Source organism: Carnobacterium sp. (genome assembly GCF_040274945.1).
In the GTDB taxonomy this organism is placed as follows: Bacteria; Bacillota; Bacilli; order Lactobacillales; family Carnobacteriaceae; genus Carnobacterium_B.
The window spans coordinates 1-11,924 of the sequence record NZ_JBEMAR010000015.1; the positions used below are offsets into that span (position 1 = coordinate 1).

Consider the following 11,924-nt stretch of genomic DNA (forward strand, 5'->3'; position numbering starts at 1 on the left):
ATAAACAAGAAAAAGGGATTAAGACAAACGTCTTAATCCCTTTTTCTTGTTTATTTTTTAATCTTCATCCATCCAAGAGTTCGTTAATGTAATCTTTTGAGCAAATTGTTTATTGAATTCTCTTTTAATAAAACGGTTTTTATTCCGCTCTTCGTATCCATTGCAGATAAACAATTCTTCTTCCGTTTCAGGTTCGATCAAAGGTACGATTGCTTTACTTTTATCGTTTTTAAAAGCCACAAATGTTAAAAAAGCTGTGACTGCTAAATATTGTTCTCCGGTAAGTAAATTCTCTCCGATAACTTTACAAAAAACTTCTACAGATGATTTTCCAACACCTGAAACATACGCTTCAATAGTAATCGCATCATTTCGTTGAATGGGATGCAAAAAATCTACTGAATCCGTTGAAGCTGTTACGGATTGTGTACGAGCATGCTTGGTCACGGCTATCGAAGCTGCAACATCCAGCATACTCATAAGTTCTCCTCCAAATAATGTTCCGTGATTGTTCAATTGATTTGGGAAGATACGATTTGTTTGAACCACTAATGATTCGCGACATCTTTTTACAGGTCTTTTTTCATTCATGCTTAAACAGATCCATTCTCTAATAACAAAGCGATTCCTTGTCCGCCACCAATGCAAGCAGATGCAATGGCGTATTTTTTTTCAGGGTGGTTTTTAAATTCATAACAAAGTGAAGTAATGATACGAGCTCCTGACATCCCTAAAGGATGACCTAATGCTACAGCTCCACCATTTGGATTCAACCGATTGTACATTTTTGAACCAGGTTCAATTCCTAATTCTTTCATACAACCGAGTATTTGAGCGGAAAAAGCCTCATTGATTTCTAAAATATCAATATCTTCAAGTGTCAAATTAGATTGTTCCAAAACTTTATTGATTGCATAAACAGGGCCCAATCCCATTACATTTGGGTCACACCCAGCTATTGCAAAATCAACAATTTTAGCCATTACATCTAGTCCACGCTCTTTTGCAACAGAAGCTTTAGTAAAAATCTCAAAAGCTGCCCCATCATTCAACCCAGAAGCGTTTCCAGCAGTTATCGTACCTTTACCATCTTTACGAAAAGCCGGCTTTAATCTAGCTAAGCTCTCCATATTTGTTCCTGGTCTAGGATGTTCATCTGTATCAATGACAGTTATGCTGCCTTTGCGTCCTTTTACTTCAACTGGAATGATCTCTTGAGCAAGGCGTCCATTGTCAATAGCTTGAGCAGCTTTGCGTTGACTATCCATGGCATAGGTATCTTGTTCTTCTCTCGTGATTGCATACTTTTCAGCAATTTTTTCTGCAGTATCTCCCATATGATGAACTTCAGGGTATTGTGCATTGGGTTGAGCATGCATATGAAGTGCTAAGTTTGCATCAATAACATTAAAGTTTCCGGCTTTAAAGCCTTCCCATCTTGATTCGAGCGGTAAATAATACTCTGAGCGAGACAAACTTTCCACGCCACCAGCAGCAATAAAATTAACATCCATTGTCATCAATTCTTGCGTGGCTGAAATAGCGGATTGAATACCTGAACCACAAATACGATTTACCGTCATTCCCGTCGATTGCTGTCTCAAGCCCGCCTTTAACCCTATTACGCGTCCAATATTGCTTTCCTCTTGCGTTCCCATTGCTTGGCCAGCAATGACTTCATCTATCTCTTCACTCGTTAAGCCAGCTCGCTTTATAGCCTCTTTGAGCGCAATCGCTCCTAGTTCTCCTGTAGGAACGGTTTTTAACCCTCCTAAATAAGCACCAATTGGTGTACGTGCTGCTCCAACAATAACAATGGGATCATCAGTTTTAAATCTTGGCATAAATTAAACCTCTCCTTAACTTATAGGGATGCATTCTTATTCATTATAATTCTTGCGAAAAAGATTATCAAACCACATTGCCCTATTTAAGCAATATTAAGAAAAGCTTTACCTTTAAGATAATTATTGTCATTTAATTCAACAAATAAGGATCAAATAAATTTGATCCTTAAGGTTATTATTAATCCAGTTTGTCGTTGTCGTAGTGGTGAGCTAATTCCATACCTTTAAAATCTTGTTGACGGAGAGCCTCATAAATTAAAATAGCCGCTGTATTGGATAAGTTCAATGAACGCACGTGCTCATCATTCATCGGAATACGCAAACAATCCTCTTCGTGCTCGCGCATAAATTCTTCTGGTAAACCAGTCGTTTCTTTGCCAAATAGAAAATAATGGTCGCCTTCAGTTGCTGCATAATCAACATCACTATAGACGCGATGACCAAATTTTGTAATCAAATGTAGTTGACCCTTTTGTGCAACTTCCATAAATGCTGCTAAATTTTTATGATACGTGATATGGACTTCATTCCAATAATCCAATCCGGCTCTTTTTAAATGTTTATCGTCCGTTTGAAATCCTAAAGGTTCGATCAAATGCAAATGTGTATTTGTTGCTGCACACGTTCGAGCTATGTTTCCTGTATTTGCAGGTATCTGCGGTTCAAATAAAGCAATATGGTTTGTCATGTTAATCAAGTTCCTCCTAAAATAACCCTTAATGAATTATCTTTTTTTCTCTCTTTTACTTTTAATGGTTTCAATAGCCTGTTGTATTTCATAATAGGCTTTTTTGTCTTCTTCTTTTGTTAATACCTCTTCCAGAAACTCAATCTTCTCGTCTATTTTAGCGTATTTTCATTTTAAAAACAAAAAATCTTTCGTAAAAATTCAACTACACTAAAAGATAGGCCAACAAGAAAAAAAAGAGCACAAAAAAACGCATCGCTTCGGTGTCCAGCACTGCGAAACGATACGTTAGTTAAGCCTGTTACAATTCATTAACTTTTATCAAAATCTGATGGATTCCTGATAAAAACGAATGACGTTTAAGAACTTATAGGTAATATAACATCGCTGTGGTATTGTTGCAAGTGTCTGCGGCTGAGATTGTTCATGAAAACGGTATATATTAACACAAAGTTCACAATTCGTTCACAATGCTCTTTATTTTTGTCCAATTAAGACACAAACATCAATGGTGATTTTTTTTAATGGATGATCCATGGCATATTCTTTAGCCCCTGAACTAGCGCCCCAACTTAATGGAGTCATCTTCATTAGGTCTGCAAATAATGATGGCGTTAAATCAAATGAATACTTGATCGTTTTAATTTCCATCAACGGAAAATGTTCTTTAAACTTCGCGATCACGACCTCATTTGAATAAGTTTGCTTTTCTTCTTGATCACGGTAAAGCAGTTGTCTTAATTCAATCAAATACTCTTTTTCAGGAACTACTTTAATAACTTGGCCACCTTTTTTTAAAAGACGATCAAATTCTTTGTAATTTGAAGGTGAAAAAATATTTAATATTGTATCATACTGTTGTGTAGCAAACGGTGATTGTGCTAAATCCGCAACACACCAAAAGGCACTAGAAAAATGCGTTGCTGCTAATTGAATGGCATCTTTAGAGATATCAAAGCCAATTTTTTGACCCTTTAACCCTAACTCTGTTAAATAATCTAGTTGAGAACCTTCTCCACAGCCAACATCTAAAGTATGTCCATATTCTTTTTCAGCAATACTTGAATATAGTTCATCTAATAAAGGATGAAATAAGCCTGCAGTTGCAATGTTAAATCGTGAAGACAACATTTCTTTGTCATACTCATTTTTTGTTCCTTTTAATAAGAAATATAGTGTACCTTTTTTTGAAATATCAAAAAGATGTCCATTTAGACAACTTAAACTATTTCCATTTATCTCACTAAATGCCTCTTCACAAATTGGACACTGGAACAACCCGCTATTTTCTTTCATAAACAATGCAGCTGCTTCTATTTTCTTCATATATAGCCTTCTTCCATGTAAGATAGTATTTATCTTCTTATCCAGTACACTGTTTAAATACCCATCTAACAATATACCATTTTTAATCGGTTATTTCATAATTACTATAAAAATAGTCAGTCAATCTTTTTATTTGTTTGATTAAACGAAGAATGGTATAACAGACTTAAACAAACAGTTAAAAGGAGGCTAATTTTTATGCCATGGGATTTGAATGATTACCCTGTTTCATTAAAGAACTTTGACCCACTATTACGAAAAAAGACGATTGAAATTGCTAATGCCCTTTTAGCTAATGGATATGAAGATGACCGGGCTATTCCAATTGCGGTTTCACAGGCTAAATCGTGGATGGAGGATGCTTCTAAAGATGAAAAAGAAACCTTTGATAAAGAAAACAATCCTAAAAAAAATGATCAGCACGATACTTCAAGTGCTAACCCCAAGTTACTAGATAATCCTGTTGAAGTTTTTTATGAAGACGATCATTGGTCGGTCAAAACAAAAGAAGCCAAACGAGCCAGTGATACATTCGATAAAAAGAGTGATGCAGTAAATCGCGCTAAAGAAATTGCTGCAAACAAGGACTCTGAAGTCATCATTTATAAAAAAGATGGCACAAAACAACATTAAAATAAGGCACTTGCGATAAGGTATCTCATCGCAAGTGCCTTATTTTTTTAAACAACTCTTTAAAAAGTGTCTACTGGATTATTTTCAACTTTAGCTTCATCAATTTCCATTTTTGCTTCACCCACAACCGCTTTTGAAATATCTTTTGCTTCTGAAGTTGTTTGACTGACTTGATCTTTCAAACCTACAGCAGTATATTTTGCTTCGTTTACAGCCTCGCTTAAATTAGCTTTTAAAGTTTCTTTGCTTCCGGGTACGCCATCCTTAACGTCTTTCAAATCTGCTTTTAGAATTTGAGAGTCCATCTTAAGTTGTTCTGCTAATTGTTTTGAGACCAATTGCACATCTGTTTTCAAACCAACTGCTGCATCTGTTGCAATAGCTTTAAAATCTCCGCCACGTTCTTTAGCAATCGACATATAATCGCTAGAAGATTCTTTCAGCATTTCTGCTTTATCTCTCAGCTCTAATTGATACTCTTCTCCAGATTTAGGTGCAAATAAGTAAGCTGCTACATATGCTGTCGCTCCTCCTATTGCTGCTCCAAATAAAAATGTTCCTTTTGACATTTGTCATCTTCCTCTCTGTGATAAAACTAAAATTGAAGTTTCTCATAAAAAATTTCGGACTTCAATTACTTCTACTATCATTCTACATTTTTAGATTCAATATAACAAAAGTTACCCTTTTTCATTTCCATTTTTGTTTTACAAAGATAATTCTTTTTTCAAACTAATAGATTCAATACATAAACAAATGGCATCCATTGCTGCATCTAAATCCTCTAGTGATACTGGTGTTGGTGCTAAGCGAATACTGTTATCTTTAGGATTATCACCGTATGGATAGGTTGCTCCTGCCTCTGTTATGGCTACCCCAATTTCAGCTAATGCATGAACAATATCAGTTGCACATCCATTTTTGGTAGTCAAATGAACAAAATAACCACCTTTTGGTTCTGTCCACTTCACGTAATCTTTACCTGCAAAATAATCCGTTAGTTTTTGATTGATCAAATCAAACTTTGGTTTTAAAATACGTGCATGGTCGTCCATATGTTGAGAGATGTGGTTTTTATTTTTTAAAAACTTCACATGACGCATTTGATTGATTTTATCAAATCCAATCGTTTGAAAAGAAAGTTCTTTTGCTACTATGTCAATATTACGTTTACTTGCTCCTAAAGCTGATACACCGGCACCTGGAAAAGTGATTTTTGATGTTGAACAAAACATCCATGCACGATCTGGATTTCCAGCAGCTTTACAAGCAGTTAATAAATTTTTAGCTGAATGCTTATCGTTCGTCAAATGATGTACAAGGTAGGCATTGTCCCAAAGAACCATGAAGTCCTCTGATCCTGTCTTCATGTTGGCTAAGCGGTCAACCACTTCATCTGAGTAGGTTATACCCGTTGGATTACTATACGTAGGAACACACCAAATTCCTTTTATAGCAGCATCATTCTTTACAAGTCTTTCTACTTCATCCATATCAGGACCATCTTCTTTTAATTCAATCGAGATCATCTCAATGCCTAAATTTTCCGTCATTGCAAAATGACGATCATATCCTGGGCTGGGACATAAAAACTTAATTGTGTCGTTAGAAAGAGGAACTTTCTTTCTGGAAAGTAGATTAGATACGATTGCTAAGTGCATTAAGCTTAAACTAGAGTTTCCTCCAATCAAAATCTCATCCAAATTGGTTTCTAAAAGTTCAGAGAATAACTTTTTAGCTTCATAAATACCCGTTAATTCTCCATAATTTCGAATATCTACATTACCTTGACTCATAAAATCTGATGAGGAAGAAAATACGTCCAACATTGGTTGTGATAATTGTAATTGTTCTTTGCTCGGTATGCCTCTTTTTATATTTAAATTCAACGGTTGATCTACATATTTGTCATAACTTATTTTTAAGTGAGTGTAATATTTTGTTAACTCTTCTGCTGATTGTTTCATTTCTTTGTCTCCTTTCGCTTTTACTCTTCTAAAAAAGTATAGCGAAGAACAATTAAGAAAGCAAAAGAAAGTTCGAGAGGAACTCGGTAGTGCTTATCTTAATTCTTATTGGAAAACCATTTGACTAAACCCGTACAAGCTAAGAAAAGAATCCCTAATACCATAAAAATACCCATCATTCCATACCCCATTAATTCCAAACCTTGTTGTAAGGCTGTATAGTCAACATCAAACATCTTTTCACCACTTTCTTCTTACAAAATTATGAAAAGTATCCTAGTAATAGACCACCGGCAATTACTGAAGCAATCTGTCCTGAAACATTTGCTCCTGCCGCATGCATCAAGACAAAATTTTCTTTATCTTCTTCTTGAGCCATTTTTTGGATAACTCGAGCAGACATCGGAAATGCAGAAATACCAGCCGCACCAATCATAGGATTAATTTTTTCTTTACGAAACAGATTAATCAATTTGGCAAATAGTACCCCAGCAACAGTATCCATAATAAATGCAATCAATCCAAACCCGATAATTAATAACGAATCTATAGTTAAAAATAATTCTGCTGTCATTTTAACTGAGATGGTTAAACCCAGTAAGATACTAACAATGTTTACTAACTCATTTTGAGCAGTATGGCTTAATCGATCTAAAACCCCACACTCTCTTAGCAAGTTACCAAACATTAAAAACCCAACTAATGGTAAAGAAACTGGTGCTATAAATCCGGATACAATGATAACAACGATAGGAAAGAGAATCCGAACTGTTTTTGAGATAGATGACGAGTTATAATGCATCCTTATCAATCGTTCTTTCTTTGTCGTTACAGCCTTGATCGCTAACGGCTGAATAATCGGTACCAAAGCCATATAGGAGTATGCGGCTATAGTAATAGGACCTAATAATTGTGGGGCTAACTGCAACGCAACAAAAATAGAGGTAGGTCCATCTGCTGCACCGATAATGCCAATCGAAGCAGCTTCTAAAATATCAAAACCAAAAATAACCGCAACTAAGATCGTAAAGAAAATCCCAAATTGAGCAGAAGCTCCAAAAAGTAATAAAATTGGTTTTTGCAGCAATGGTCCAAAGTCGATCATCGCTCCAACCCCAATAAAAATCAACAGAGGGAAGACTTCAGTCGCAATTCCAAAATCAAACAAAACATTGAGGATGCCCTCTTGTTCTTGATTATTTACTAATTGAGTAATTAAGCCAGATTGTGGAAAATTAACCAACAGTGTTCCAATTCCCATAGGAACTAGCAAAGTCGGTTCAAATTTTTTCTTAATGCCTAGATACATTAAGCATGCCCCGATGGCCATCATAATGATTTGTCCAATTGAAATGGATAATATACCAGAAAAAAAAGTACTCAAAATATCTCCTCCCTCACTAGGAATTTGAAACGGAAATAATTATTCTTAATTTGAAGTAATAAAGACCAGAACTTCTCCAGCTTCTACCGATTGATTAGATTGAACCTTTATTTGCGAGACGATGCCATCAACTGGCGCAACAATTTCGTTCTCCATCTTCATTGCTTCTAATAAACAGACTGTTTCTCCTGCTTTTACGGATTGATTTTCTTGTACCTTAACAGACAAAATTCTTCCTGGCATAGGAGCTGTAATCGATACTCCCTCCAACTGATCGCTATTGTTTTTGTCAGAACTCATGGTTTCATTTTCTTTAATCTTATTCAATTCCCCATCAATTTCCTTTACTGAAACCTGATACACTTTACCATTTACTGTTATCTCATAATTTTTCATCAGCGCACTCCCTTTAGCGAATTCGCTCAATCTTTGATACTTGATAAGTCTTATCTTGTCGATCCTCATTGGCTAAGATCAATGCCATTAAAACAGCAATTATTTTGGTTTCTTCATCTTCATCCTGAGCAAGTGCTGGAAAATCTTGGTTTGTTTGGACAGATGTCTCTGTTTGATGATTGCCTTTATGTTGATTTGCTCGCATTTGAATCAACTGACGAAACAATTGCCACACAATAAGCAGTACAAATAAAACTAGCAATCCAACTACGGTAATCACCACTATATCCAAATAAGAAAACCGTTCCATTTTCTCACCTCATTTTTTATAGATAGGCAGATATTCTAATGGTTTGCTCCTCATCTATTGTCTCTTTTTTTTGTTCAACATTTTCCGTCGAGTATTTTTTGATTAGAAATTCTTTTCCAACTTGTGGAAATAATGCATACGTTAAGACATCTTCATCCGTTCTTGCATTATTTCCTATCTCTTTTTTCAAACGTTCAAACTCTGGTTGAAGGTGATCAGCTGGTCTATCCGTAATAACGGGTTCATTATGGATAATCTGCTTCCTGAAATCGTTGCTAATCGGCATTGGCGAACGTCCATATGAACCCTGTAAATACTCTTTGATTTCATTTGGAACCATCTTGTAACGCTCTCCCGTTAGGACATTAAAGACCGCTTGCGTACCCACCATTTGACTCATAGGAGTTACTAGTGGTGGGTATCCTAAATCCTTACGAACTTGTGGGACCTCCTTCAAGACTGCTTCATATTTTTCAGTCGCATTGGCTTGTTTTAATTGTGAATACAGATTGGATAACATCCCTCCAGGAACTTGGTACAACAGCGCTTTCGGATCTACAGCCATCATTTTTGGATCCAGTTGCTGATTAGCTAAATACTTATCTCGAATAGGTTTAAAATAATCAGCAATTTCTTCCAATAACTGGAGATTTAACTTTGTAGTTGCAAACCCCTCATTTAATGCAATAGCCATTGATTCAGTAGGTGGTTGACTCGTTCCCTCTGAAAAAGGTGAAATAGCGGTGTCAATCATATCTACACCAGCTTCAACGGCCATTAAATACGTCATTTGCGAAACACCACTTGTAGCATGAGTGTGCAAACTAAGCGGTACAGTAAGAACGTTTTTCAGCGCATGCACAAGTTCCTTTGCCACAAACGGTGTTAATATACCAGCCATGTCTTTTATACAAATTGAATCTGCACCCATTTTTTCCAGTTCTTTAGCTAACTGAATATAATACTCTATTGTATGCACTTCGCTTATGGTGTAACAAATAGTCAATTGAGCATGTTTTCCATATTTTTTCACTGCTTTTAAGGAAGCTTCCAAATTTCTAGCATCATTTAAGGCATCAAAAATCCTGAAAATATCTATGCCATTTTCACTAGCTTTTTCAACAAACTTTTCTACAATATCATCTGCATAATGCCGATAACCCAATAGATTCTGACCCCTCAACAGCATTTGTAACCTAGTATGTGGTGCTCTTTCTTTGATGGCTCTTAACCTTTCCCAGGGATCTTCATTTAGAAAACGAATCGCAGCATCAAAAGTAGCTCCTCCCCAACATTCCAGTGAATAGTAACCAACCTGGTCCATTTTTTCAATAATAGGCAACATTTCTTGCGTCGACATTCTTGTAGCCATTAAACTTTGATGAGCATCTCTCAAAACGGTTTCCATAATTTCAACCGTGTGTTCTTTCATTTTTTCATACTCCTTTCTAGTAAATGAAAAGGATTAGGTAAAACAAATAAAACAACTGACCATTAATGCAAGTGCTATCTTTTTATTCAATCAATGATTGCATGGCTTCTAATGCTTCGTCTGGCAAAACATTCATTTGATTTTTTTTCTTTTCTTCTTGAATATAAGCTACACGCATGTTTAGACGTTCTTGAACCAACTGATGATACTCTTGATCGTCAAATTTGGGCTCATATCCATCAACCACTAGGTAACTCAAATCATTTAGGGTTCCAAAAGGTTTATATTCTGCTGTTCCTTCAACGATCGATTCAATACTACTTAATGTAATAGCTGCAGTAACCTTTTTGTCTCCAAAATAGCCTGTATTTAAAATATAACAGTCGATGTTTTGGTCAGAAAATAATGCTTTAAAATGATGGTAGTCTTCTTCAAGTGGGTAAATGCGGAATGGATTTGCATATGGTTCAATCACAAGTTTATTGACATCGATCCCTTTTTTTAAGCGCTCAGCTGTTGAACGTTTTGTAGCTAAGGTAGCTCCAAATGTTGCAGCAAGTATCGGGTCATTTATTTTAATTACGGGTGGTAAGCTTTCATCTTTCATGATCCAATAGATTGCATCTATGGGTTCATCAAATTTATCTACACGATTTGAAGTAGAGTACCGTGATTTTATGGTTCTACCGTTACCATTACGCAGATCTTCTGTCAGTAGAACTTTATCGCCATTTTCATCTAACGTGACCGCTACATTTTGTACAGTCACAAAATAATCAACTTCAACATGGTCTGAAGGGTAATCTTGTGTTTTATCAAAATAAGCAGGTTCTAATGCAATAGACGAACCATTCTTTAGGGAAATAATGAATGCATCATCATGCAAAACTTCCACCTCATATTTATGTTCATGTTTAGCATGTGTTAATGTAGACTTTCCTGATCCGGATAGTCCAAAGAATGCTGAAACATAATTTTTTCCATTCGTTAAAGTGAATTTTTTTTGTCCACCATGACATGCAACATATCCTAAACGGTGAGCTGTACCCCAAGCAAGTGTTAACGTTGCTTTCTTTAACTCTCCAAAATAATTCATGCCTAAAATGACCGCTGTGTTATGCTCTGAATCAAAATAAGCCAGACCCATCGGATAATCCGGATGATGCCATTCTGGATCCTGATAAATAAAGATATCGCCTTCATTTATTGGTCTTGATTCGAGATACATTTCGTCGTACAATTCATTACAAATTTGAAAATTTAATAACCAAGAGTATAAGTTATTTTCTTGGCCAACAGGTACACTCAAATGAGCTTTCACCATAAATTCAGGATCTAAACCAACGTAAGCTGTTCCTTTATAGCGCATTTTATTTTCACCTTGATAAATAGCTTCTCGAATGATTGGAGCCAATTTAGCATCTTCTTCAGGATTTTCTCCTAGAATACGTTTTGCTGCAGCTGTACGGCCTACTACAGCTCCACCATTCTCAACCAGAACTTTTGCTCCAAATGGTAAGCCTAACTTTTCTGGATACTTAACTAATAAATCTGTTACAACAGTATGAATTGATTCTTTAGCCAGTAAGTACGCTTCTTCAATCGTTCCTACTTCATTAATATTATTCCCATACATCGTTGTTTCTACTACCGCACGTAATGGCGAAAATAGTGGGTTGTTTTTTCTAATTTCAGCTTTTGAAAAAGTAGATCTCGTTGACATATTATCCTCTCCTTTTTGGTCAATACATTTGAACGGACATATACATAAAATCAATAGAATTTACTTAAATTCACAAGCACTTACATCAAATAGAAAACATCCGATATTTACACCACCATCATAACAGATAGCACAAAAATAAAGAATAAAGTATCCTTATATTACAAAAAAAGAGCCCCAAGAACGAATTCGTTCTTGGGGCTCTTTAGTATACCGGC

The 11,924-nt window shown here is 35.7% G+C and carries 13 protein-coding genes; 1 reads left to right on the forward strand and 12 read right to left on the reverse strand.

All coding sequences use genetic code 11. The features are described 5' to 3' along the window. Positions 1-57 precede the first annotated feature (57 nt). The 4 genes from ABS916_RS12575 to ABS916_RS12590 form a co-directional block, all read right to left on the reverse strand. Positions 58-591 carry an acyl-CoA thioesterase gene (locus tag ABS916_RS12575; RefSeq protein WP_350452230.1) on the reverse strand — a complete coding sequence of 178 codons (534 nt, stop codon included), beginning with the start codon at positions 589-591 and terminating at the stop codon, positions 58-60. A 2-nt stretch (positions 592-593) separates the two neighbouring features. Then, positions 594-1,844 (reverse strand): thiolase family protein, encoded by a 1,251-nt coding sequence (locus tag ABS916_RS12580; RefSeq protein ID WP_350452231.1) that lies wholly within the window; start codon positions 1,842-1,844, stop codon positions 594-596. Between the two features lie 181 nt (positions 1,845-2,025). Continuing rightward, on the reverse strand, positions 2,026-2,535 hold the full coding sequence (gene trmL, locus ABS916_RS12585) for a tRNA (uridine(34)/cytosine(34)/5-carboxymethylaminomethyluridine(34)-2'-O)-methyltransferase TrmL (protein ID WP_350452232.1): 510 nt from the start codon (positions 2,533-2,535) through the stop codon (positions 2,026-2,028). A 477-nt stretch (positions 2,536-3,012) separates the two neighbouring features. After that, positions 3,013-3,861 carry a methyltransferase domain-containing protein gene (locus ABS916_RS12590; RefSeq protein ID WP_350452233.1) on the reverse strand — a complete coding sequence of 283 codons (849 nt, stop codon included), beginning with the start codon at positions 3,859-3,861 and terminating at the stop codon, positions 3,013-3,015. A 198-nt stretch (positions 3,862-4,059) separates the two neighbouring features. Here ABS916_RS12590 and ABS916_RS12595 point away from each other — a divergent pair, with 198 nt between their 5' ends. Continuing rightward, the gene (locus tag ABS916_RS12595; protein ID WP_350452234.1) at positions 4,060-4,494 is read left to right on the forward strand and encodes a DUF2188 domain-containing protein; all 435 of its coding nucleotides are present in this window, start codon (positions 4,060-4,062) and stop codon (positions 4,492-4,494) included. Positions 4,495-4,553: 59 nt separating this feature from the next. On the opposite strand, the gene ABS916_RS12600 is transcribed toward ABS916_RS12595, so the two are convergent. The 8 genes from ABS916_RS12600 to ABS916_RS12635 all read right to left on the reverse strand — a co-directional run bounded on the left by ABS916_RS12600 (position 4,554) and on the right by ABS916_RS12635 (position 11,706). Then, on the reverse strand, positions 4,554-5,063 hold the full coding sequence (locus ABS916_RS12600) for a YtxH domain-containing protein (RefSeq protein ID WP_350452235.1): 510 nt from the start codon (positions 5,061-5,063) through the stop codon (positions 4,554-4,556). Positions 5,064-5,201: 138 nt separating this feature from the next. Next, on the reverse strand, positions 5,202-6,461 hold the full coding sequence (locus ABS916_RS12605; protein WP_350452236.1) for an aspartate aminotransferase type Ic: 1,260 nt from the start codon (positions 6,459-6,461) through the stop codon (positions 5,202-5,204). Positions 6,462-6,559: 98 nt separating this feature from the next. Then, positions 6,560-6,697, reverse strand: coding sequence for an OadG-related small transporter subunit (locus ABS916_RS12610; RefSeq protein ID WP_350452237.1), 138 nt, complete (start codon positions 6,695-6,697; stop codon positions 6,560-6,562). A gap of 26 nt (positions 6,698-6,723) precedes the next feature. Continuing rightward, the gene (locus ABS916_RS12615; RefSeq protein WP_350452238.1) at positions 6,724-7,845 is read right to left on the reverse strand and encodes a sodium ion-translocating decarboxylase subunit beta; all 1,122 of its coding nucleotides are present in this window, start codon (positions 7,843-7,845) and stop codon (positions 6,724-6,726) included. 45 nt (positions 7,846-7,890) lie between these two features. Next, entirely contained in the window at positions 7,891-8,241 is a 351-nt protein-coding gene (locus ABS916_RS12620) for a biotin/lipoyl-containing protein (RefSeq protein ID WP_350452239.1), read from the reverse strand. A gap of 13 nt (positions 8,242-8,254) precedes the next feature. Beyond that, entirely contained in the window at positions 8,255-8,551 is a 297-nt protein-coding gene (locus ABS916_RS12625; protein WP_350452240.1) for an oxaloacetate decarboxylase, read from the reverse strand. Between the two features lie 16 nt (positions 8,552-8,567). After that, positions 8,568-9,983 carry an oxaloacetate decarboxylase subunit alpha gene (locus tag ABS916_RS12630; protein ID WP_350452241.1) on the reverse strand — a complete coding sequence of 472 codons (1,416 nt, stop codon included), beginning with the start codon at positions 9,981-9,983 and terminating at the stop codon, positions 8,568-8,570. An 82-nt stretch (positions 9,984-10,065) separates the two neighbouring features. Next, positions 10,066-11,706 carry a phosphoenolpyruvate carboxykinase (ATP) gene (locus ABS916_RS12635; RefSeq protein WP_350452242.1) on the reverse strand — a complete coding sequence of 547 codons (1,641 nt, stop codon included), beginning with the start codon at positions 11,704-11,706 and terminating at the stop codon, positions 10,066-10,068. Between the last annotated feature and the right edge of the window lie 218 nt (positions 11,707-11,924).

What these genes read in the sequence shown, in the direction of transcription:
- ABS916_RS12620 (WP_350452239.1), bottom strand. Translation starts at nt 8,241, where the DNA reads ATGAAAAATTATGAGATAACAGTAAATGGTAAAGTGTATCAGGTTTCA.
- ABS916_RS12575 (WP_350452230.1), bottom strand. Translation starts at nt 591, where the DNA reads ATGAATGAAAAAAGACCTGTAAAAAGATGTCGCGAATCATTAGTGGTT.
- trmL (WP_350452232.1), bottom strand. Translation starts at nt 2,535, where the DNA reads ATGACAAACCATATTGCTTTATTTGAACCGCAGATACCTGCAAATACA.
- ABS916_RS12625 (WP_350452240.1), bottom strand. Translation starts at nt 8,551, where the DNA reads ATGGAACGGTTTTCTTATTTGGATATAGTGGTGATTACCGTAGTTGGA.
- ABS916_RS12630 (WP_350452241.1), bottom strand. Translation starts at nt 9,983, where the DNA reads ATGAAAGAACACACGGTTGAAATTATGGAAACCGTTTTGAGAGATGCT.
- ABS916_RS12600 (WP_350452235.1), bottom strand. Translation starts at nt 5,063, where the DNA reads ATGTCAAAAGGAACATTTTTATTTGGAGCAGCAATAGGAGGAGCGACA.
- ABS916_RS12635 (WP_350452242.1), bottom strand. Translation starts at nt 11,706, where the DNA reads ATGTCAACGAGATCTACTTTTTCAAAAGCTGAAATTAGAAAAAACAAC.
- ABS916_RS12580 (WP_350452231.1), bottom strand. Translation starts at nt 1,844, where the DNA reads ATGCCAAGATTTAAAACTGATGATCCCATTGTTATTGTTGGAGCAGCA.
- ABS916_RS12595 (WP_350452234.1), top strand. Translation starts at nt 4,060, where the DNA reads ATGCCATGGGATTTGAATGATTACCCTGTTTCATTAAAGAACTTTGAC.
- ABS916_RS12590 (WP_350452233.1), bottom strand. Translation starts at nt 3,861, where the DNA reads ATGAAGAAAATAGAAGCAGCTGCATTGTTTATGAAAGAAAATAGCGGG.
- ABS916_RS12605 (WP_350452236.1), bottom strand. Translation starts at nt 6,461, where the DNA reads ATGAAACAATCAGCAGAAGAGTTAACAAAATATTACACTCACTTAAAA.
- ABS916_RS12610 (WP_350452237.1), bottom strand. Translation starts at nt 6,697, where the DNA reads ATGTTTGATGTTGACTATACAGCCTTACAACAAGGTTTGGAATTAATG.